This is a genomic window from Cyanobium sp. LEGE 06113, assembly GCF_015207615.1.
Window position 1 is genome coordinate 1 of record NZ_JADEWM010000006.1, and the last position, 20,880, is coordinate 20,880.

Below are 20,880 nucleotides of genomic sequence, written 5' to 3' on the forward strand. Positions count from 1 at the left end.
GCGGCCATGGCGCAGGCTGGCCGCCGCCGAGGCCAACAGCAGCGCGCTGGGGCTGGAGGTCTGCAGCCAGAGCAGGGCCCGCTCGATCGCCTCCACGCTGCAGCGCCCGCCCTGGACCAGCAGCGCGGCACTCTGGGCCAGCCCGCCGCCGCTCTTCTGGCAGGAGAGCACCACCAGATCGGCCCCGGCGGCCACGGCCTCAGCGGCGCCATGGGCCTGGTCCACCAGCAGCGGCAGGCCGGCGGCGTGGGTCACTGCCACCAGGGCCGGCAGATCGGCCGCCAGCCCCTGATAGGTGGGGGACACCACCACCGCGGCCGCCAGGGGGCCGCCTGCTCGGGCTGCCGCCAGCGCCTGCTCCAGCAGCTGCGGGGTGGGAGGCAGCCACAGGCCGGTGGCGGGATCGAAGGGCAGGCTGTAGAGCACCGGCTCCAGCTGGCCGAGCACGCAGGCATGCAGCAGCGAGCGGTGCAGGTTGCGGGGCAGCAGCACCCGGCTGCCGGGGGCCGCCAGGGCCAGCAGGGCCACCTGCAGCAGGCCACTGGCCCCGTTCACCCCGAACCAGCAGTGCTCAGCCCCCAGCAGCGCCGCGCACTGCCGCTGCTCTTCCGCCACGGCCCCCTCCGGCTCCAGAGGGCCACCGAAACCCGGCAGCTCGGGCAGATCCCAGCTGCCGGGCCGGCGGCGCAGCAACCGCGCCAGCGGCGGCGCCAGGCCCCGGCCGCGCCCGTGGGCGGGCAGGTGCAGGGCCAGGAGAGCGGGATCAGCGGGGGGGAGCAACACCGGCGCGGCCAGGGCCAGGGATGGGGCTGCGCAGACAGGTCCGGCAGCGCTCTGGCACGGATCAGGAGTCTGGCCGCCCCTGGGCCGGGGACACGCCCGCCGGCCCGATCGGCTCCGGGGCGGTCATCGCCAGCGCGGTCGGCCCGACCGGGCTTTCTAGAGTTCTGTCACTCTCCCCATCGCGCCCTTGACCGCCGCAGCGAGCCCCGCCCCGCCGGCCTACGACCCCAGGGCTGATCGGCGTTGGTTGCTGGGGCGGCCGTGGCTGTTCCTCAGCCGGCTCAGCTCGGTGCTGTGGCAGCTGATCAGCCTGGCCCTGACCCTGGTGGTGCATGCCGGCAGCGGCGACCGGGCCGTGCAGCAGCGGCTGGGCAAGCGCATCCTCGCCACCCTCACCAGCCTGGGCCCCTGTTTCATCAAGGTGGGGCAGGCCCTCTCCACCCGCCCCGACCTGGTGCGGCGCGACTGGCTCGAGCAGCTCACCCAGCTCCAGGACAACCTGCCCCCCTTCCCCCAGGAGGTGGCCCTGCGCACGATCGAGACGGAGCTGGGGGCACCGGCCCAGGAGCTGTTTGCCCTGTTCCCCGACTACCCGATTGCCGCCGCCAGCCTGGGGCAGGTCTACAAGGCCCAGATGCACGACGGCCAGTGGGTGGCCGTGAAGGTGCAGCGTCCCGATCTGCCCCAGATCCTGCGCCGCGACCTGGTGATCATCCGCATGCTGGCGGTGCTCAGTGCGCCGCTGCTGCCCCTCAATCTGGGCTTCGGACTCGACGCCATCATCGACGAGTTCGGCCAGACCCTCTTCGACGAGATCGACTACCGCAAGGAGGCCGACAACGCCGAGCGCTTCGCCGGCCTGTTCAGCGCCCATCCCGAGGTGACCGTGCCCCACGTGGAGCGCCAGCTGAGTGCCCGGCGGGTGCTCACCACCAGCTGGATCCATGGCACCAAGCTGCAGGAGCGCCAGGTGCTGGAGGCGCGCCACCTCGATCCCACCGCCCTGATCCGCACCGGGGTGATGGCGGGGCTGCAGCAACTGCTGGAGTTCGGCTATTTCCACGCCGATCCCCACCCCGGCAACCTCTTCGCCCTGCCGGGACGCACCGGCCAGCTGGGCCATGTGGCCTACGTGGATTTCGGCATGATGGATTCGATCTCCGATGCCGACCGGCTCACCCTCACCGGGGCGGTGGTGCACCTGATCAACCGCGATTTCCGCGCCCTGGCCAGCGACTTCGTGGCCCTGGGCTTTCTCAGCCCGGACACCAACCTCGAGCCGATCATTCCGGCCCTGGAGGAGGTGCTGGGCGGCACCCTGGGCGAGAACGTCGGCAACTTCAACTTCAAGGCGGTCACCGACCGCTTTTCCGAGCTGGTGTTCGACTATCCGTTCCGGGTGCCGGTGCGCTTCGCCCTGATCATCCGGGCGGTGGTGAGCCAGGAGGGGCTGGCGTTGCGGCTCGACCCCGACTTCAAGATCATCCGCGTGGCCTACCCCTACGTGGCCCGCCGGCTGCTGGCGGGCGACACCGCCGAGATGCGCGAGAAGCTGCTCGACGTGCTGTTCGACCGGGAGGGCCGGCTGCAGATCGAGCGGCTCGAGAGCCTGCTGGCGGTACTCGAGAACGATGGGCCGCGGGCCGACCTGCTGCCGGTGATGGGCTCAGGGCTGAAGCTGCTGCTGGGTCCCGATGGCGCCAGCCTGCGCCAGAGGCTGCTGCTCACCCTGGTGCGCGATGACCGCCTCAATGCCGAAGACCTGCGCGCCCTGATGGACCTGTTGCGGCGCACGTTCAGCGCCCGCAAGCTGGCAGGCACCCTGCTGGCGCGGCTCAACCCCCTGGCCGCCGCCTAGGGTCGGCCTCCGACCCGACTGTGCGCCGTGATCGACACCGCCCCGCTCGACCTCGAGGCCAGCGAGTTTCTGATTGAGTACGGCACCTTCATCCAGCCGCCCTACCTGGTGTCGGGGCTGGGCCTGGCCATCAGCGTGCTCTGCGGCCTCACCTTCGCCAAGATGGTGCAGAACCGGCTGGAGGGCTGGAAACAGGACCGACTGCCCCTTCTGCCCCTGGGCAACGGCGGCACCACCCTGCCCTACATCGGCATCGTGGTGGGCGTCACCCTGTTCATCGGCGGGGCGCTGCAGGTGTTCGGTTTCGCCTCCGGGGCGGCCCTGCTGGTGTCCTTCGTGCTCTCGATCGGCACGGCAGGGGCCCTCTGGGCCCAGCTGGAGCGGCTGATGCAGCAGGTGGAAGACGGCACCTTCAGCGCCGTCGATTTCGACAACTTCGACCAGTTCTTCTAGGCCACTCAGGCCACCAGGTAGCCCTCAAGCCGACGCGACTGGGAGCGGATCCCCTCGAGAGCCTTGCGCTCGAGGTTGCGGGTCTTGTCGCGGCTCATGCCGAGGTTCTTGGCGATCGAACTCAGGCTCATCGGCTCGCCCAGGCCCTGGCCCTCGGTGTCGATGCCGTAGCGCATCTTCAGCACCCGGCCCTGCAGTTCAGGCAGCTGCTCCAGCAGTGCCCGCAGGTCCCCCTTCAGGCACTCTCCGTCCACCCGCTCCTCCGGCAGCTCCCCATCACCGGCCAGCAGGTCGAGCAGTTCCGTGTCCTCGCCGTCACCCACCTTCGTCTCCAGGCTCACCGGCTGCCGCGCCCGGCACAGCAGGTCCTTCACCTCCTCCTCCGGCAGCTCCACAAACACCGCCAGCTCGCTCACCGTGGGCGTGCGGCCCAGCTCCTGGCTCAGTTCCCGCTGACCCTTCTTCAGTTTGTTCAGCGTTTCGGTGATGTGGATCGGCAGCCGGATCGTGCGGCTCTTCTCCGCGATCGCCCGCGTGATCCCCTGCCGGATCCACCAGTACGCATACGTACTGAACTTGTAGCCCCGCGTCGGGTCGAACTTCTCCACGCCCCGCACCAGGCCGATCGTGCCCTCCTGGATCAGGTCCAGCAGCTCCATGTTCCGCTTGGTGTATTTCTTCGCCACGCTCACCACCAGCCGCAGGTTCGCCGCCACCATCCGCTCCTTGGCACGGCGGCCCGCCTGCAGACGCTTCTTCAGCACCGGCAGGCTCAGGCCCGCCGCCGCCGCCAGCTCCGGCCGCTCCGGCGCCGTACCCCCGGCACGCATCGTCAGCTCCTGTTCGATCTCCTCCAGGGCCATCAGCTCCTGCACCTGGCGGCCCAGGGTGATCTCCTGCTCATGGCTCAGCAACGGCACCCGGCCGATGTCCCGTAAGTAGCTGCGCACCAGGTCTCCATCCACGGCCGGCATCGAGCGGGCCGGACGCTCGGAGCGCTGGCCGCGGGGGGCGGTGATGGGGGTGGGGGCGATGGCGATCGTCATGCTTCTGGCCCTTGAACTTTGGTTAAGCCTAACCTGAAGAAGTGTGAACGCTCTCTCATCTAGGCCCAAACGGCGGCCCGGGGCCCCTCAGCCCATGCCGAAGTGGCCGATCAGCCAGCCCGCGGTGCTCAGGTAGATGAACACCCCGGCCACGTCGGTGGCGGTGGTGATGAAGGGTGCCGACATCAGCGCCGGATCCAGCTTGAGACGATCGAAGAGCAGCGGCAGCGCCGCCCCTGCCGTGGCCGCCAGGGTGGTGATCGCCAGCAGGCTGATCCCCACCGAGAGCCCCACCAGGGGGCCTTCGCCGCGCCACCAGGCCCAGGGCACCACCACCACCAGCATCAGCAGGCCCAGCAGAGCTCCGGCCACCGCCTCCCGCACGATCGTGCGCCAGGCCCCCAGGGCCTGGATCCGCTGGGTGCTGAGGCCACGGATCACCACGGTGGAGCTCTGGGCGCCGACGTTGCCGCCGGTGCCGATCAGCAGCGGAATGAAGGCCGCCAGCAGCACCACCTGGTTGAGCACCTCGCCCTGCAGGGCGATCACCTCGGAGGTGAAGCCGTTGGCCACCACCAGCACCGAGAGCCACACGACCCGGCGCCGGGCCACGGTGAACAGGTTGCTCTGGAAATAGTCGTCCTCATCGCCGGCCTGCACGGCGCCGGCGGCGTAGAGGTCACGGGTGGCCTCCTGCTCGATCACGTCGATCACGTCGTCCACCGTGACGATCCCCACCAGCCGCTCCTCGCGGTCCACCACGGGCACGGCCAGGAAGTCGTAGCGCTGGATGGCGCGGGCCACCTCCTCCTGGTCGGTCTCGGTGGACACGCTCACCACCTCCCGGGTCATCACATCGCCGATGCGGTCCTGGGGGTCGGCCACCACCAGGTCGCGCAGCGACAGGATGCCGGTGAGATAGCGCGAGCCATCGGTCACATAGAGGGAATAGATGGTCTCGGTGTCGCGGGCGCGGCGGCGCACCAGTTCCAGGGCCTGGGCGGCGCTGTGGAACTCCTTCAGATCAATGAATTCCGTGGTCATCAGGCGCCCCGCCGTCTCGGCGGCGTAGCCCAGCAGCTGGGCGGTGACCCTGCGCTCGGCCGGGCTCAGCTCCGCCAGCAGCCGGCGCACCACCTTGGCCGGCAACTCATCGAACAGCCGCACCCGATCATCCGGCGACATGCTCTCCACCAGCTCCAGCACCTCGCCGGAGCGCAGCCGGTCGAGCAGGCTCTGCTGCACCGCACCGTCGAGGTATTCGTAGACCTCGATGGCTTCGTCCTTGGGCAGCAGCCGGAAGGCCAGGGCCTGCAGGGTGCGCGGCAGCGTGCCGATCGCCTCGGCGATGTCCACCTCCTGCACGGGCTGCAGCAGCAGCTTGGCGCCGTCATAGTTGCCGGCCTCCAGCAGGGTGGCCAGCTGGCGAGACACCATCTCAGCCACCATGACGCGGCCGACGCCGGAGAGCTCCTGGTTCGGGGCCTTCGCCTCGCTCATCGGCTCTCAGCCCAGGAACTCACGAGTTTATGGGCCGGCGCCTGGCGGTCAGCCGCTAGTGTCCGCCCTCCGGAACTCCAGCCAGCATGAGCGTGAACGTGAGCGATGTGGTGGTGCGCGACGCCGCCGGCGGCGAGCGCCGCCTCGGCGAGTGGTGCGGCCAGGTGCTGCTGATCGTGAACCTGGCCAGCCGCTGTGGTTTCACCCGCCAGTACGCCGGGCTCCAGAAACTGAACGAGACCTACGGCCCCCAGGGCCTGGCCGTGCTCGGCTTCCCCTGCAACGACTTCGGGGCCCAGGAGCCCGGCAGCCTCGAAGAGATCCAGCAGTTCTGCTCCAGCACCTACGGCGCCAGTTTCACCCTGTTCGACAAGGTGGCGATGGCGGAAGACCCCTACACCACCCTCACCCAGGCGGAGCCGAGCGGGCCTGTGGCCTGGAACTTCGAGAAGTTCCTGGTGGGCAAGGACGGCACGGTGCTGGCCCGCTTCAAGAGCGGCGTGGAACCCGAGGCCGGTGAGCTCACGGCGGCCATCGAAGCGGCCCTGGCCGCCTGATCCTGATCAGCCCGGCAGCCAGCCCCGACGCTGGCCGCCCGGGCTGGCCAGCTCCACCTGCAGCCAGCGTTCGCCGTCCTGGCGCGACCAGGCGCGCAGCACCCGCAGCGGCTCGCCGGCTGCCGCCGCAGTGATCGTGGGGGCCTGGCGCTCGGGAGCGCAGCGCAGCGCCAGGGGAACTGGGCTGAGCAGGGGTTCGCGGCTGCTCTGACGACGGCGCAGCTCAGGCATGCGCCAGTCGCCGCCCCCGGCGGGCAGGCCAGCCGGCGCCACCAGAGCGAATCCCAGCAGGGCCGCCCAACGCCAGGGTGTGAGCAGGGGTGCGACGGGACCCATTCAGATGTCCAGCTGGGCCAGGTCGAGTTCGGCGCTGTGGGCTTCGATGAACTCGCGGCGGGGCGCCACCTTGTCGCCCATCAGGATCGTGAAGATCCGATCAGCCTCCAGGGCGTCTTCGATTTCGACGCGTTTCATCATGCGGGTTTCGGGATCCATGGTGGTTTCCCAGAGCTGCTTGGGCATCATTTCGCCGAGACCCTTGAAGCGCTGAATGTTGTAGTTGGCCTTCTCGCCAAACTCATCGATGGTGGCCTTGAGATCGGCCTCATTATAGCAATAAACATGCTTCTTGCCCCTTTCCACTTTGTAGAGGGGTGGGCAGGCGATGTAGATGTAGCCACCTTCCACCAGGGCCTTCTGATAGCGGAAGAAGAAGGTGAGGATCAGGGTGCGGATGTGGGCACCATCCACGTCAGCATCGGTCATGATCACGATGCGGTGGTAACGCAGATTTTTTTCGTCGAACTCCTCCCCCTTGATGCCCAGGCCCAGGGCGGTGATCAGAGCCTGGATCTCCGTGTTCTTGTAGATCTTGGCATCGTCTGTTCTCTCGATGTTGAGGATCTTGCCTCGCAGCGGCAGGATCGCCTGGAAGCGGCGGTCGCGGCCCTGCTTGGCGGAGCCTCCGGCCGAATCCCCCTCCACGATGTAGATCTCAGATTCGGAGGGATCACGGGAGGAACAGTCGGAGAGCTTGCCGGGCAGGGTGGAACTCTCCAGCACGCTCTTGCGGCGCACCAGCTCGCGGGCGCGGCGGGCGCCTCAGCGGCATTGAAGGCCTGGATTGCCTTCTCAAGGATCAGGTCGATCACGGAGGGGTTGAATTCCAGGAATTCACCCAGGGCTTCTCCCACCAGGGTGTCGACGATGCCGCGCACCTCGGTGTTGCCGAGCTTGGTCTTGGTCTGACCCTCGAACTCGGGCTCAGGCACCTTCACCGACAACACGGCGGTGAGGCCCTCGCGGATGTTTTCACCGGCCAGATTGCTATCGGCATCCTTGCGCTTGCCACGCTTCTTGGCAAACACATTGAGGGTGCGCGTCAGCACCGTCTTGAGCCCCTCGATGTGGGTGCCCCCGTCGACGGTGCGAATGTTGTTGGCGAAGCCAGGATGCTGTCGGAGTAGGCATCCACGCACCACTGCAGGGCGGCCTCCACCTGAACGCCTTCCTTTTCGGCATTCACATAGATGATGTCAGGGTGCAGAGGGTCTTTCTCCGCATTCATGTAGGCCACATACTCGCGGATGCCGCCTTCATAGAAGTAGATCTCCTCATGGGCTTCGCCGGCGGCGTTGCGGGCCGAGCTGCGCTCATCGCGGAAGACGATACGTACGCCGCCGTTGAGGTAAGCGAGTTCGCGCAGCCTCGAGGAGAGGGTGGCGTAGTCGAAGACAATGCCGACCGTGAAGATCTCAATGTCGGGCTTGAAGCACACCGACGTGCCCGTGCGCCCCGCCTCGCCTGGAACGGAGACCAGGGTGCCGATCGGGGCGCCGCGCTCAAAGCGCTGCGTGTGCACCTGGTCTTGGCGGTAAACCTTGACCTCCACCCACTCCGAGAGGGCGTTGACCACGGACACGCCCACCCCGTGCAGGCCGCCGGACACCTTGTAGCCGCCGGAGCCGAACTTGCCGCCGGCGTGCAGCACCGTGAGCACGGTTTCCAGGGCGCTCTTGCCGGTGCGGGGGTGGATATCGGTGGGGATGCCGCGTCCGTTGTCGGTGACGGCACAGGAGCCGTCGTCGTTGAGCACCACCAGGATCTGGTCACAGTGGCCGGCGAGGGCCTCATCCACGGCGTTGTCCACCACCTCGTAGACGAGGTGGTGGAGGCCCCGGGGCCCGGTGGTGCCGATGTACATCCCGGGTCGCTTGCGCACCGGTTCCAGGCCTTCAAGCACCTGGATCTGCTCGGCGCCGTACGCGGCCTGAACTTTCGTGGCTTCGCTCATGCGGGGGGTGCTTTCCAGGGGTCGGGCAGAGGCGGCGACTCGCCCTGGACAAGAGGGGGTGAGAAGTGGTGAAACCCCTTCTACGGTGGGCAATCTACCATCGCCAGCCCACCCGCCAGGGGGTACGAGGGCCACCTGGCACTGTGGGGAAATGGCCCTCGATGCGCCCCTGCCAACCAGCGCTGATCGCCCCGCTGAGCGCCCCGACCAGCGGCCCCTGGTGATTGCCCTGCTGGGTCCCACCGCCAGCGGCAAGACCGAGCTGGCCATCGCCCTGGCGCAGGCGCTGAACCTGGCCGTGCTGAACGTGGATTCCCGCCAGCTCTACCGCGGCATGGACGTGGGCACCGCCAAGCCCACTGCCGCCCAGCAGCGGCAGGTGCGCCACGAACTGCTGGACGTGAGCGACCCCGATCAGCCCCTCAACCTCGAGCAGTTCCGGCGCCTGGCCGAACCCCTGATCGCCCGCGAACACCAGCGTCCCCAGCAGCGGGGCGCCATGGCCCTGCTGGCAGGGGGCAGCGGTCTCTACCTCAAGGCCCTGCTGCAGGGGCTGCGGCCGCCGGCCGTGGCACCCCAGCCGGCCCTGCGCTCCCAGCTCAGCGCCCTGGGTCAACCCACCTGTCACCAGCTGCTGCGGGCCAGCGATCCGGCCAGCGCGGCCAGGATCGCCGCCGCTGATGCCGTGCGCACCCAGCGGGCCCTGGAAGTGCTCTATGCCACGGGCCAGCCCCTCTCCAGCCAGCAGGGCAGCTCGCCCCCGGCCTGGAGGGTGCTGGAGCTGGGCCTCGACCCCGCCGACCTGCGCAGCCGCATCAGCGCCCGCACCGAGGCGATGTACGCCCAGGGGCTGGTGGCCGAAACGGCAGCTCTGATCGGCCGCTACGGGGCCGGGCTGCCCCTGCTCGACACGATCGGCTACGCCGAAGCGCGGCAGCTGCTGGCGGGCAGCCTGAGCGAGGCCGAAGCCCAGGCCCTCACCACCCGGCGCACCCTGCAGTTCGCCAAGCGCCAGCGCACCTGGTTCCGCCGGCAACACCACCCCGTGTGGCTGAGCGGCCACGAAACCGACCAAAGGCTGGAGCAGGCCTTGCAGCAGGTCGAAGCCGTTCTAGGGTGAAAGGTGTGCTTGTGAGGGGCTGCCAGCGCCCTGCACCCGACAGACCCCTCACCCCCCAGATCCTCACCCCACTGAATGCCCCGTCCCCGTTTTGACCGCCGTGCTCCCGTTCGGGAGCTGCCCAACATCAATGAGCGCATCAACTACCCCCAGCTCAGGGTGGTCGACGCCGACGGCAGTCAACTGGGAGTGATCACCCGCGAGGCGGCCCTGGATGTGGCCAAGGACCGGGAGCTCGATCTGGTGCTGGTGAGCGAGAAGGCCGATCCGCCCGTGTGCCGGATCATGGACTATGGCAAGTATAAGTTCGAGCAGGAAAAGAAAGCCAAGGAAGCCAAGAAGAAGTCGCATCAAACGGAGGTCAAAGAAGTGAAGATGCGCTACAAGATTGACCAGCACGATTATGATGTGCGTATCGGCCAGGCTTCCCGTTTTCTCAAGGCCGGCGACAAGGTGAAGTGCACCGTGATCTTCCGGGGGCGCGAGATTCAGCACACCGCCCTGGCGGAGGTGCTGCTGCACCGCATGGCCCGCGATCTGGAGACGGCGGCTGAAATCCAGCAGCCCCCCAAACGGGAGGGGCGCAACATGATCATGTTTCTCACCCCGCGCAAGGCGGCGGTGCCCAAGCCGGGCTCGGCCCCGGCTGCGGGCAAGCCCGCCACTCCCAAGCCGGTGCCCGTCAAGACAGCCGCTCGGGTGGTGACCAGAACCCTCGAGTCCAGAAACGCGGAACCCCCAGGCGGCGGATCCAGCCCGGCCACGCCCTAGTGCAGCAGCGGCTCAGCCCAGGCGGCGGGCGAACAGCTCCAGCATCAGCCGCCAACCCTCGGCCGCCGCTGAGGGGTTGTGGTCGGCGCGCTGCTCGCACATGTAGCCGTGGCCGGCGCGGGGGCCAGCACCAGCCGGCGCAGGCGAGCCGGGTGGCGGCGGCTGTCGGCCTCGAGGGCGGCGGCGATGGCCTGCCGCTCCGGCTCAGGCATGAGCGGATCGTCTTCCCCGCAGAGGCAGAGCAGATCCCCGGGGATCCCAGGCAGCTGCTCCAGGCTGGGCGGCCCGCCCCCGGGGCGGAACACCGACACCCGGGCACCATAGAAGTCGCAGGTGGCGGCCACCCCCTCCAGGCCGGCCACCAGCAGGGCCAGGTGGCCGCCGAAACAGAAGCCCACACAGCCCACAGGACGGCCCTCCAACCCCGGCTGGCCCTGCAGCCAGACGATGGCGCGGCGGGCGTCTTCGAGGCAGCCGGCGGCCGTCACCTGGTCGCGGTGCCGGCGGCCGAGCTCCAGCCTGCGGCGTCGTAGCCCACCTCGAACTGCGGCGCGGTGCGGGCAAAGATCGGCAGGGCCAGGGCGGCATAGCCCTGGGCCGCCAGGCGGTCGGCCACGCTGCGCACCCAGGCATTGACACCGAACACCTCAGGCAGCACCAGCACGGCAGCCCGGGGGGCGCCGCTGGCCGGCCGCGACCACCAGCAGCGCAGGGACGGCTGGTGCTCGCCCGGCAGCTGCTGCCAGGCCGAGAGCACCGGGCGGGAGGCGGAATCAGCCATCGGCAAGAGGCAGTTCAGGGGGATTCTGACCATGAACCGGCACAGCTCCGTATGCCAACGGGGGGATTGTCCGCAGGGCTCAGGCTCCGTAAGGTGAGCCCCTGCTCCCCTGGTTCACTCCTGCGTGCGATTTCACATCCAACAGGAAAGCGATATCCCGGCGTCGACCCAGCTGTACAACCAGATCTGCTTCGCGATCGCGGCGCGTCACTACCCCCCGGGCCACCGCTTGCCGAGCACGCGCCAGCTGGCCATGCAGACCGGTCTGCACCGCAACACGATCAGCAAGGTGTACCGGCAGCTGGAAACCGACGGCGTGGTGGAAGCCATGGCGGGCTCCGGCATCTACGTGCGCGACCAGCAGAAGCCGCGTGAGATCAAGCCACCGCCCGGCCCCCGCAACCGGGTGCTGCCGGACGCGGAACGCCAGGTGCGCGAGAGCATTGACGGCCTGCTGAACGGGGGCTGCACCCTGCAGCAGGCCCGCGACATGCTGACCCGCGAGATCGACTGGCGGCTGCGCTGTGGCGCCCGGGTGCTGGTGAGCACGCCACGGGAAGACATCGGCGCCTCCCTGCTGATCGCCGAAGAGCTTGCGCCCAGCCTCGAGGTGCCCGTGGAAGTGGTGCCGATGGAGGAGCTGGAGGGTGTGCTGGAAACCTCCAACAACGGCACGGTGGTGACCAGCCGCTACTTCCTGCAGCCTGTGGAGGCGATCGCCAAGCGCCATGGGGTGCGGGCGGTGCCGGTGGATCTCAACGACTTCCACCAGGAGCTCAACCTGCTCAAGGAGCTGCGCTCCGGCAGCTGCGTGGGCCTGGTGAGCATCAGTCCGGGGGTGCTGCGGGCCGCCGAGGTGATCCTGCACAGCCTGCGGGGCAATGAGCTGCTGGTGATGACCGCCAATCCCGACACCGGCAGCCGCCTGCTGGCGCTGCTGCGGGCGGCGGGCCATGTGCTCTGCGACCGGCCGAGCCTGCCGCTGGTGGAGCAGAGCCTGCGCCAGAACCGCTCCCAGCTGATGCGGATGCCCGTGGTGCACTGCTCCCAGAGCTACCTCGCGGCGCCACCATCGACCAGCTGCGCAAGGAGATCGGGGTGCTGGCCGCCTGACGGTTCAGGCTTGCGAGGGCCTGCGGCCTGGGGGCTGAAAAGCGGATGAAGAGATTCGAACTCTCGACCCTCTCCTTGGCAAGGAGATGCTCTACCACTGAGCTACATCCGCAATCCAGAGCGGCCTGCGGCCGAAACCGCTGACGGGACTGGGCCGGCGACGCCGACCCGCTGATCATGCACGAGCGGGTGCCCCTCGGTCAAACGCCTCCAGGGTCCGGCAGGATGCCTGCATGCTTAAGGCAATCCAGGCCGACCTGGCGATCATCAAGGATCGGGATCCTGCCGCCCGCGGGGTGCTGGAGATCCTGTTGTGTTATCCGGGGCTGCATGCCCTGGTGCTGCATCGCATCAGCCACCGGCTCTGGAGCACCGGGCTGCCGATCCTGCCGCGGCTGCTCAGCCAGCTGGGCCGCCTGCTCACCGGCATCGAGATCCACCCGGGCGCCCGGATCGGCCATGGCGTGTTCATCGACCACGGCATGGGGGTGGTGATCGGTGAAACCACTGAGGTGGGCAACAACTGCCTGCTGTATCAGGGCGTGACCCTGGGCGGCACGGGCAAGGCCCACGGCAAGCGTCACCCCACCCTGGCGGAGAACGTGGTGGTGGGGGCGGGCGCCAAGGTGCTGGGCGCGATCACGGTGGGCGCCAACACCCGCATCGGCGCCGGCTCCGTGCTGCTGCGGGACGTGGGCCCGGACAGCACGGTGGTGGGCATTCCCGGCCGGGTGGTGCACCAGAGCGGCGTGCGGGTGGATCCCCTGGCCCACTCCGCCCTGCCGGATACCGAGGCCCGCGTGATCCGCAACCTGATGGAGCGGATCGATGAACTGGAGAGCACAGTGAACAACCTTCGGCGCTGCTTGAAGGAAGTGGCCGCCGGTCGCCAGCTCCGGGAAGTGTGTGGTGGCGAGGCGCAGAGCCTCAAAGACCGAGAGATCCTCGAGTATCTGGGGGACGATCCATAAGCCACCGTGTCAGCCCCAGCCCCAGCAGGGGGGAGCAAGTTGATCAGGCAGCGGAATCACGAAACGGATTGTCTGGTCTCATCAGGGATCAAGTCTGTCGCGGGGGGTCTGCTGAAGGTCGGCTATATTTATTCGAGTATGCCTGGAGGATCAATGCAAGCGAGCCAAAGGGCAGAATCCGCACTGAACATCTCGCATAATCAAATAAGACTTCTCAAGAGCTACCACGTACCAATCTGGGTTTGTGACAATCCCGATGCCGAGGCCGTGAAGCCTGGCCTGATCAGGCTGGTGGATCGGGTGCAGCAGCAGGAGCGAGGGTCTTCGCAGTCAACAAAGTCCAACCGGGGTGGGTGGAGAAGCAACACCCTGTCCATCAGAGAACAAGGGCTTGAGGGGCTGGCCGCCTGGCTCACCAAGTTGCTTCGCCCAATTGTCAGTCCAAAGTACGCCTACCGGCTCGAACCCTGGCTCAACATCCACTACCAGCATGGCTTCAATTTGCGACATACCCATCCCGGGGCAGTTCTGAGTGGTGTTTATTATATTTCTGTGCCCGACGGAAGCGGCAGTTTGGTCGTGGAAGACCCTCGCGCAGAGGCCGTATTTAGCAGATTTGATAAGTATTTTCAATATTGCGAGCATGAGCAGTTGGCCCATGGACTCATTGGCTTCACGCCAAGGGAAGGCAGGGTGATCATGTTCCCATCATGGCTTCCTCATCATGTGGAAGTATCCGACTCAACACAACCTCGCATCTCGCTGCCTTTCAACCTTATCGCAAAGGAAAAGCCGAACTCCTGAATGCCATCTGATTCGGAACCTCGATTGGGTTGGCATAGCCTCGGGGCTCCTTTGTTGGCACAGTATCTACCTCGGCAACTCAGGCGGTGGCCCCTTGACGCGCCGGGGAAGGCTGGAACATAAACATCGAGTAAATCACATTGCGGCGCATCTGGGTCATCATCTCGAGGAACATGTCGTAGCCCTCGTTCTTGTATTCGATCAGCGGGTCTTTCTGGCCGTAGCCACGCAGGCCCACCGACTCCCGCAGCGCATCCATCGCCTGTAGATGCTCGCGCCAGAGGGTGTCGATCTGCTGCAGGATGAAGAAGCGCTCGGCCTGGCGCATCAGATCTGGACGCTGCTGCTCGATCTGCCCCTCCTTGATGTCATAGGCATTGCGCATCTGCTCCTGCAGGAAGGCCTTGAGCTCCTCCACCCCCAGGCCCTGGAGTTGCTTGGGCTCGAGGTCTTCGAGGAGATAGATGAACTCCTTCACCTTCTCCACCAGGCGGCTGAGATCCCACTCTTCCGGCGGCAGATCCGGATTCACGTAGGCCTCCACGATGTCGTCGATGGTGCGTTCGCCATAGCCGATCACCTGTTGCTTGAGCTCACGGCCCTCCAGCACCCGGCGGCGTTCCGTGTAGACGGCTTTGCGCTGATTATTCATCACTTCGTCATACTCAAACACCTGCTTGCGGATGTCGTAGTAGTAGGTTTCCACCTTCTTCTGGGCGCCCTCCAGCGAGCGGGTGAGCATCCCGGATTCAATCGGCATGTCTTCCTCCACGCGGAAGGCATTCATCAGAGAGGCCACCCGGTCGCCGCCGAAGATGCGCAGCAGGTTGTCTTCCAGTGACAGGAAGAAGCGGGTGGAGCCGGGGTCGCCCTGGCGGCCGGCGCGGCCGCGCAGCTGGTTGTCCACCCGGCGGGATTCATGACGTTCGGTGCCGATCACATGCAGGCCACCGGCCTCCCTGACCCGGCCCTCCTCCTGCTTCACCACGGCGTCGTAGGTGGCCTTCACGGCCGTGATGCGCTCGCGCAGCAGGGCAACCTGCGGATTCTCGGTGGGGGCTTTCTCGGCCGCCTGGGCGATGCGATCTTCCAGTTCCAGCACGCTGAGGCTGCGGTCGCCCCAGGCCTTCACCAGCTGCCGGGCCAGGGAGGCCAGGGCCTGCTCCTCCTGCTCGGGCAGGGAACAGGGGTAGAGGGCCCCGATGGCGCGGGCTTCCGAGGGGGCACTGCCGTTGCGGGCGCTGGCAGCCTGGCCCTTGCCGGCGCCGAAGCCGGCCGCCTCGGCGGAGCGCTGCAGCGGCACTGGCGGTCGGTGCCCCTCCTCGGGGCGCACAAGCACGGGCAAGAGCACCTCGCGCAGCTTGAGGCGGGCCATGTAATCGCTGTTGCCGCCGAGGATGATGTCGGTGCCGCGGCCGGCCATGTTGGTGGCGATCGTCACGGCGCCGGCACGGCCCGCCTGGGCCACGATCTCGGCTTCCCGCTCCACGTTCTCGGGCTTGGCGTTGAGCAGGTTGTGGGGCACCTCCTGCTCGGCCAGCAGGGCTGAGAGCAGCTCCGATTTCTCCACACTGGTGGTGCCCACCAGCACCGGCCGGCCGGAGTTGTGCACCTCGGCGGTTTCCAGGGCCACGGCGCGCCATTTGGCGGTTTCGGTCTTGTACACCTGGTCGCTCCAGTCAGCGCGGGAGCGGGGCCGGTTGGTGGGCACGATGGCCACTTCGAGTTTGTAGGTCTTCTCGAACTCCACCTCTTCGGTCTTGGCCGTGCCGGTCATGCCGGCCAGGCGGGGATAGAGCAAAAAGAAGTTCTGATAGGTGATCGAGGCCAGGGTCTGGGTTTCGGGCTGGATCGGCAGGGCCTCCTTGGCCTCGATCGCCTGGTGCTGGCCATCGCTCCAGCGACGCCCAGGCATCACCCGGCCGGTGAACTCATCGACGATCACGGCATCCTGGCCGCGCACGATGTAATTCACATCCTTGATGAACAGCTCCTTGGCCTTGAGGGCATTGTTGATGTAATGGGCCCAGGGATCGGCGGGGTCAAACAGATCGCTCACCCCCAGCATCTGCTCAGCCTTGGCGAAGCCTCATCGGTGAGCGTGCAGCTGCGCTGCTTCTCGTCCAGCTCGTAGTCGCCCTCGGGGTCGATGCCGTCCTTGCCGAGCTCCGCCGCCCGCTCCAGCCGGGCGGCCACTTCGGCGGCCTTCTGGTATTTCTCCTGGGGACGCTCCACCTGACCGGAGATGATCAGGGGCGTACGGGCCTCATCGATCAGGATCGAATCGACTTCGTCGATCACGCAGTAGTGGAACTCACGCTGCACCACCTCGGCGATGTCGGTGGCCATGTTGTCGCGCAGGTAGTCAAAACCCAGCTCGCTGTTGGTGGCGTAGGTGATGTCGCAGCCATAGTTCTCCCGCCGATCCGAGGGCGCCATGTCCTGCTGGATCAGGCCCACGGAGAGGCCGAGGAAGCGGTGGATCTGCCCCATCCACTCGGCGTCGCGGCGGGCCAGGTAGTCGTTCACGGTCACCACGTGCACACCCCGGCCGGTGAGGGCGTTGAGGTAGCTGGGCAGGGTGGCCACGAGGGTCTTGCCCTCGCCGGTCTTCATCTCGGCGATCTGGCCGTCGTGCAGCACCATGCCGCCGATCAGCTGCACATCGAAGTGGCGCATGCCCAGCACCCGCTTGCCGGCCTCGCGCACCACGGCAAAGGCCTGGGGCAGCAGCTCATCGAGCAGCTTGCGCTCGCGGGCCCGCACGGCCTCGGCGTTGCCGCCGGCATCCCGGGCCTGCTCCAGCCTCTGGCGGAACTCGCCGGTGAGGCCGCGCAGCTCGTCGTCGGAGAGGGGGGCGATCTCCTCCTCCAGCAGGTTGATGTCGGAGACAACCGGCTGGTAGCGCTTCAGCTTGCGGGCATTGGGGTCACCCAGCAGGAGCTTGAGCATGGTGAGGACGGCTACCAGGGCAGGTGGCAGCCTACCGAGCTGTTGCGAGAGCCTGCGCCTGGCCTAGCACCCACGGAAGAATCCGGAGCGGATCGGGTTTAATGGGAGGGCTTTGACGTGGACGACCCGCTGCTTGACCGCGATCCACCCTGAGATTCCCGACATCCATACCGCTGCCAACGACGATCCCGCTGTCAACGAGGATCCGCCCAGCAGCGCTGCAGCCCCACAGCTGAACCTGGCATCCCTCCGGGCGGCTCTTGGGCCTAACGCCCACGCCCTGCTGAGGCGGCATCTCATGGTGCGTCCGCTGGTCAAAGCACTGCTTGTGGAGCAAGCCGTGGCGGGGGTGGACCTCAGCCCGGAGGAGAAGCAGCAAGTCCTGGCGCAGGCCCTGCAACGCCAGGGCGTGTCCGATGCATCAGCCATGGCCCGCCTCTGCGCCATCCGCGGCTGCGGGGCGGACGACTTGCAGCGGCAACTGCTGTTGCCCCTGCTGCGTGCCCGCCACAGTCGCCAGGCCTTCGGCCACCTGGCGGAAACCACGTTTCTGCGCCAGAAGGGCAGGCTCGACCAGGTGGTCTACAGCCTGATCCGGGTGAGCGATCGCCATCTCGCCCTGGAGCTTTACCACCGCCTGGCTGCGGGTGAGGCCAGCTTTGCTGATCTGGCTTACCAGTTCGCCGAGGGGCCCGAGCGTCAGAGCTGGGGGCTGGTGGGGCCGAAGCCACTGAGCCAGGCCCATCCGATGCTGGCCGAGCGCCTGCGCACCGCCCAGCCAGGGGTGGTGCAGATGCCGATCCCGGCGTCAGACCTGTGGCTGGTCACCAGGCTGGAGGAATTGATCCCGGCCAAACTCAACGAATCCACCACCCAGCAGATCTGCGACCAGTTGTTTGAAAACTGGCTCGAGCAGCAAGCCACGCGGATCCTCGCCGGCAGCCCGGAACCCGCATGACTGCCTCCCACACCACGGCCCTGCTGCAGCACCCTGCCTTCAGCGGCCTCAGCGACAAGACCCGCCAGCAGCTTGAGGAGCAGATCACCTACCTGCGCTTCCGCATCGGCCAGCCCCTGAGCGCGGCTGACCTGCTCTCCGACCGTGTGTTGCTGATCGTGAGCGGCCACGCTCGCCTGCTGCTCGCCCATGGGGGCCGCATGCTCACGCTCACCCGGCTGGGCCCTGGTGATCTGGTGGGGCTGGCCTCGTTGCTGCGAGCCTCCCCGTGCGAACAGGTGCACGCCATCGATGAACTCGTGGCCGCCTGCCTGCCCGACCGTCTGGTGATGGAGCTGTTGGGCGGCGAGCCCAGCTTCCGGCGCTGGTGCCAGCACACCCTGTTCCCCTCCGAACTCGGCGCGCTGCTGCCGCGTTACTGCGAACCCGACCAGGACACCGTGGCCGGGCAGCTCGAGCAACTTGTTCAGGTGGCCCGGCCCCTGCCTCCAGAAGCCGCGGCCCTCGCCGGGCTGCAACCCGGCGAGGAAGTGCTTGTCGGCAGCGCCAATGTCCCCGGCCTGGCCATCGGCGATGTGGTGAGCCCGGCCACACCGCCGCGCTCCAGCGGTCCGCTACCTGTGCGCCTGCTGGCCTTGCGGCCGGGCGATCTGCCGGCCCGGCCTGGCCAGCAGGAAGCCGCAGCCGTGCTGCCGGCCGGCAACGCCATCAAGCCGGCGGAAACGGCCCTGCGCCGTACCAGCCTGGATCTGGGCCAGGAGGACCTGGCCCGTGGCCTTCAGCTGGTGCGGGCCAACGGCACCGTGCCCGAAACGGTGGCCTGCTTCCAGATGCTGGGCCAGCTGATGAACCTGCCCTTCCGGCGGGACTCCCTGGAGAAAGTGCTCCACGACAGCCTCGGCCGGGGCCAGAAACCCAACCTCCAGCTCTGTGGCCAGCGGGCGTCGAACCTGGGTCTGCACGTGGTGGCCACGCGGGTGCCCGCCCGGTTGACCGGCCAGCTGCAGGTGCCTGCCCTGGTGCCCTGGCAGTCCAGCTTCGCGCTGATCACCGCCAGTGACTCCCAGGGGATCACCGTGGCTTCGCCGGCCCAGGGCTGGGTGAAGCTCAGTGCAGCCCAGGTGGAGGAGCAGTTCCCCGAGGGGATCGAGTTGCTTGTGGTGGAGCGGGGGGCCGAGACCAAACAGGCCAATTTCGATGTGAGCTGGTTCCTGCCCGCGATCAAGCGACACCGCGCCGCCCTGGTTCAGGTGCTGATCGCCTCCTTCGTGGTGCAGCTGTTCACCCTGGCCAACCCGTTGCTGATCATGGTGATCATCGACAAGGTGATCAGCCAGCGCAGCCTCGACACGCTGCAGGTGCTGGGGATCGGTCTGCTCGTGGTGACCCTGCTGGAGGGGGTGCTCAAGGGGCTGCGCACCTTCCTGTTCAAGGAAACCACCAATCGGATCGACATGCGCCTGGGGGCGGAAGTGATCGATCACCTGCTGCGCCTGCCACTTAATTATTTTGACCGCAGGCCTGTGGGTGAGCTCAGCAGCCGGGTGGCCGAACTCGAGACGATCCGCAACTTCCTCACCGGCCAGGCGCTCACCAGCTTTCTCGATGCAGTGTTTGCTGTGATTTACATCGTGGTGATGGTGATGTTCAGCTGGCTGCTCACCCTGATCGCCCTGGCCGTTCTACCCATCCAGATCGGCATCACCGTGGCGGGGGCACCCCTGTTCCGCCGCCAGTTCCGCCGTGCCGCTGAGGAGAACGCCCGCACCCAGGCCCATCTGGTGGAAGTGCTCAATGGCATCCAGACGGTGAAGGCCCAGAACGTGGAAATGGTGAGTCGCTGGAAATGGCAGGACTTCTACGCGGCCTACGTGGAGCGCAGCTTCGAGAAGTCGGTGACCGGCACCACACTCACCGAAACCAGCCAGGTGCTGCAGAAGATCTCCCAGTTGCTGGTGCTGTGGGTGGGAGCTTCGCTGGTGCTGGATGGACAGCTGAGCCTGGGCGGGCTGATCGCCTTCCGGATCATCTCCGGCTATGTGACCCAGCCGTTGCTGCGCCTCTCCACCCTCTGGCAGAGCATCCAGGAACTGAAGGTGTCCTTCGAGCGGCTGGCCGACGTGGTGGAAACGCCCCAGGAATCCACGCCGGTGGATCAGTCGAAGCCACCGCTGCCACCGATCCGGGGGGCCGTTCATTTCGAACGGGTGAGTTTTTGCTTCCAGCCGGGCATGCCGTTCGTGCTGCGCGATACGGAGTTGAGCATTCCGGAGGGCACCTTCGTGGGCGTGGCGGGCCAGAGCGGCAGCGGCAAGAGCACCCTGATGAAGCTGCTGTCCCGCCTCTACGCCCCCACCGAAGGCCGCATCCTGATCGACGGCATCGACATCGCCAAGGTGGAGCTCTACTCCCTGAGGCGCCAGATCGGCATCGTGCCGCAGGAGCCGCTGCTGCTCTCGGGCACCGTGGCGGAGAACATCGCCATCACCGACCCCAACGCCAGCTACGAGGCGATCGTGGCCGCGGCTCAGGCCGCCTGCGCCCACGAATTTGTGATGGAACTGGCGGACGGCTACAGCACCCAGGTGGGCGAGCGTGGAGCGTCACTCTCAGGGGGCCAGCGACAGCGCATCGCCATCGCCCGCACCCTGTTGTCGCGCCCGAAGCTGCTCGTGCTCGATGAAGCCACCAGCGCCCTTGATTACGACACCGAGAGTCAGGTGTGCCAGCGGCTGCGGGCCAGCCTCAAGGGCTGCACCGTATTCTTCATCACGCACCGCCTCAACACCATCCGCAACGCCGATCGCATCGTGCTTCTCGATCGTGGCACCATTGCTGAAAGCGGCACCCACGCCAGCCTGATCGCCCAGCAGGGCCGCTATTACAGCCTCTACAGACAGCAGGAGGCCGGCGCATGAGC

Annotated in this window: 15 protein-coding genes, 1 tRNA gene and 3 pseudogenes; 10 read left to right on the plus strand and 9 right to left on the minus strand. The window is 67.3% G+C overall.

Going from position 1 to position 20,880, the window contains the following annotated elements:
- Positions 1-783, minus strand: a 783-nt coding sequence (locus IQ220_RS10860; RefSeq protein WP_370566435.1) for an aminotransferase class I/II-fold pyridoxal phosphate-dependent enzyme, incomplete at its 3' end; no start/stop codon positions are given.
- 178 nt (positions 784-961) lie between these two features.
- Between IQ220_RS10860 and IQ220_RS10865 the strand changes: the two genes are divergently transcribed.
- Positions 962-2,641 carry an AarF/ABC1/UbiB kinase family protein gene (locus IQ220_RS10865; protein ID WP_193915131.1) on the plus strand — a complete coding sequence of 560 codons (1,680 nt, stop codon included), beginning with the start codon at positions 962-964 and terminating at the stop codon, positions 2,639-2,641.
- Between the two features lie 30 nt (positions 2,642-2,671).
- Positions 2,672-3,094, plus strand: a complete 423-nt coding sequence (locus IQ220_RS10870) for a hypothetical protein (protein WP_370566449.1) — start codon at positions 2,672-2,674, stop codon at positions 3,092-3,094.
- A gap of 5 nt (positions 3,095-3,099) precedes the next feature.
- On the opposite strand, the gene IQ220_RS10875 is transcribed toward IQ220_RS10870, so the two are convergent.
- Together IQ220_RS10875 and mgtE are read right to left on the minus strand one after the other, a co-directional pair.
- Positions 3,100-4,068: an RpoD/SigA family RNA polymerase sigma factor gene (locus IQ220_RS10875; protein WP_193915133.1), complete on the minus strand. Its 969-nt coding sequence runs from the start codon at positions 4,066-4,068 to the stop codon at positions 3,100-3,102.
- Between the two features lie 159 nt (positions 4,069-4,227).
- Positions 4,228-5,640 carry a magnesium transporter gene (gene mgtE / locus IQ220_RS10880; protein ID WP_186698019.1) on the minus strand — a complete coding sequence of 471 codons (1,413 nt, stop codon included), beginning with the start codon at positions 5,638-5,640 and terminating at the stop codon, positions 4,228-4,230.
- Positions 5,641-5,726: 86 nt separating this feature from the next.
- Between mgtE and IQ220_RS10885 the strand changes: the two genes are divergently transcribed.
- Positions 5,727-6,197, plus strand: a complete 471-nt coding sequence (locus tag IQ220_RS10885; protein WP_193914977.1) for a glutathione peroxidase — start codon at positions 5,727-5,729, stop codon at positions 6,195-6,197.
- Positions 6,198-6,203: 6 nt separating this feature from the next.
- Here the strand turns inward: IQ220_RS10885 and IQ220_RS10890 are convergent, their stop codons facing one another.
- Both IQ220_RS10890 and gyrB read right to left on the minus strand, forming a co-directional pair.
- Positions 6,204-6,533, minus strand: coding sequence for an SH3 domain-containing protein (locus tag IQ220_RS10890; RefSeq protein ID WP_186698015.1), 330 nt, complete (start codon positions 6,531-6,533; stop codon positions 6,204-6,206).
- Positions 6,534-8,490: pseudogene (gene gyrB / locus IQ220_RS10895) on the minus strand (DNA topoisomerase (ATP-hydrolyzing) subunit B). It lies immediately after the preceding gene.
- Between the two features lie 151 nt (positions 8,491-8,641).
- Between gyrB and miaA the strand changes: the two are divergent.
- Positions 8,642-9,610, plus strand: a complete 969-nt coding sequence (gene miaA, locus IQ220_RS10900) for a tRNA (adenosine(37)-N6)-dimethylallyltransferase MiaA (protein WP_370566436.1) — start codon at positions 8,642-8,644, stop codon at positions 9,608-9,610.
- Between the two features lie 75 nt (positions 9,611-9,685).
- Positions 9,686-10,381 carry a translation initiation factor IF-3 gene (infC, locus tag IQ220_RS10905; RefSeq protein WP_193914979.1) on the plus strand — a complete coding sequence of 232 codons (696 nt, stop codon included), beginning with the start codon at positions 9,686-9,688 and terminating at the stop codon, positions 10,379-10,381.
- A 44-nt stretch (positions 10,382-10,425) separates the two neighbouring features.
- Here the strand turns inward: infC and IQ220_RS16100 are convergent, their stop codons facing one another.
- A complete protein-coding gene (locus tag IQ220_RS16100) occupies positions 10,426-10,869 on the minus strand; it encodes a dienelactone hydrolase family protein (protein ID WP_370566437.1) in 444 nt (147 codons plus the stop codon).
- Positions 10,866-11,162 (minus strand): dienelactone hydrolase family protein, encoded by a 297-nt coding sequence (locus tag IQ220_RS16105; protein ID WP_255510935.1) that lies wholly within the window; start codon positions 11,160-11,162, stop codon positions 10,866-10,868. Before IQ220_RS16105 ends, IQ220_RS16100 begins: the two co-directional genes overlap by 4 nt.
- 124 nt (positions 11,163-11,286) lie before the next feature.
- Here IQ220_RS16105 and IQ220_RS10915 point away from each other — a divergent pair.
- Positions 11,287-12,275 (plus strand): annotated as a pseudogene (locus IQ220_RS10915) (GntR family transcriptional regulator).
- 40 nt (positions 12,276-12,315) lie between these two features.
- Here IQ220_RS10915 and IQ220_RS10920 read toward each other — a convergent pair.
- Positions 12,316-12,387: transfer RNA gene (locus IQ220_RS10920), tRNA-Gly, on the minus strand.
- A gap of 37 nt (positions 12,388-12,424) precedes the next feature.
- Between IQ220_RS10920 and cysE the strand changes: the two genes are divergently transcribed.
- Together cysE and IQ220_RS10930 are read left to right on the plus strand one after the other, a co-directional pair.
- Complete coding sequence (cysE, locus tag IQ220_RS10925; RefSeq protein WP_370566451.1) at positions 12,425-13,246, plus strand: serine O-acetyltransferase; 822 nt, start codon at positions 12,425-12,427, stop codon at positions 13,244-13,246.
- Positions 13,247-13,399: 153 nt separating this feature from the next.
- Complete coding sequence (locus tag IQ220_RS10930) at positions 13,400-14,050, plus strand: TIGR02466 family protein (RefSeq protein WP_193914983.1); 651 nt, start codon at positions 13,400-13,402, stop codon at positions 14,048-14,050.
- 79 nt (positions 14,051-14,129) lie between these two features.
- Here the strand turns inward: IQ220_RS10930 and secA are convergent.
- Positions 14,130-17,002: pseudogene (gene secA, locus IQ220_RS10935) on the minus strand (preprotein translocase subunit SecA).
- A gap of 298 nt (positions 17,003-17,300) precedes the next feature.
- Here secA and IQ220_RS10940 point away from each other — a divergent pair.
- Together IQ220_RS10940 and IQ220_RS10945 are read left to right on the plus strand one after the other, a co-directional pair.
- The gene (locus IQ220_RS10940; protein WP_193914985.1) at positions 17,301-17,960 is read left to right on the plus strand and encodes a peptidylprolyl isomerase; all 660 of its coding nucleotides are present in this window, start codon (positions 17,301-17,303) and stop codon (positions 17,958-17,960) included.
- The gene (locus IQ220_RS10945; RefSeq protein WP_193914987.1) at positions 17,957-20,878 is read left to right on the plus strand and encodes a peptidase domain-containing ABC transporter; all 2,922 of its coding nucleotides are present in this window, start codon (positions 17,957-17,959) and stop codon (positions 20,876-20,878) included. The genes IQ220_RS10940 and IQ220_RS10945 overlap by 4 nt, the downstream gene beginning before the upstream one ends.
- The last annotated feature ends 2 nt before the right edge of the window (positions 20,879-20,880 follow it).

What these genes read in the sequence shown, in the direction of transcription:
- IQ220_RS10875 (WP_193915133.1), bottom strand. Translation starts at nt 4,068, where the DNA reads ATGCCGGCCGTGGATGGAGACCTGGTGCGCAGCTACTTACGGGACATC.
- mgtE (WP_186698019.1), bottom strand. Translation starts at nt 5,640, where the DNA reads ATGAGCGAGGCGAAGGCCCCGAACCAGGAGCTCTCCGGCGTCGGCCGC.
- IQ220_RS10885 (WP_193914977.1), top strand. Translation starts at nt 5,727, where the DNA reads ATGAGCGTGAACGTGAGCGATGTGGTGGTGCGCGACGCCGCCGGCGGC.
- IQ220_RS10890 (WP_186698015.1), bottom strand. Translation starts at nt 6,533, where the DNA reads ATGGGTCCCGTCGCACCCCTGCTCACACCCTGGCGTTGGGCGGCCCTG.
- miaA (WP_370566436.1), top strand. Translation starts at nt 8,642, where the DNA reads ATGGCCCTCGATGCGCCCCTGCCAACCAGCGCTGATCGCCCCGCTGAG.
- infC (WP_193914979.1), top strand. Translation starts at nt 9,686, where the DNA reads ATGCCCCGTCCCCGTTTTGACCGCCGTGCTCCCGTTCGGGAGCTGCCC.
- IQ220_RS16105 (WP_255510935.1), bottom strand. Translation starts at nt 11,162, where the DNA reads ATGGCTGATTCCGCCTCCCGCCCGGTGCTCTCGGCCTGGCAGCAGCTG.
- IQ220_RS10930 (WP_193914983.1), top strand. Translation starts at nt 13,400, where the DNA reads ATGCAAGCGAGCCAAAGGGCAGAATCCGCACTGAACATCTCGCATAAT.
- IQ220_RS10940 (WP_193914985.1), top strand. Translation starts at nt 17,301, where the DNA reads ATGGTGCGTCCGCTGGTCAAAGCACTGCTTGTGGAGCAAGCCGTGGCG.
- IQ220_RS10945 (WP_193914987.1), top strand. Translation starts at nt 17,957, where the DNA reads ATGACTGCCTCCCACACCACGGCCCTGCTGCAGCACCCTGCCTTCAGC.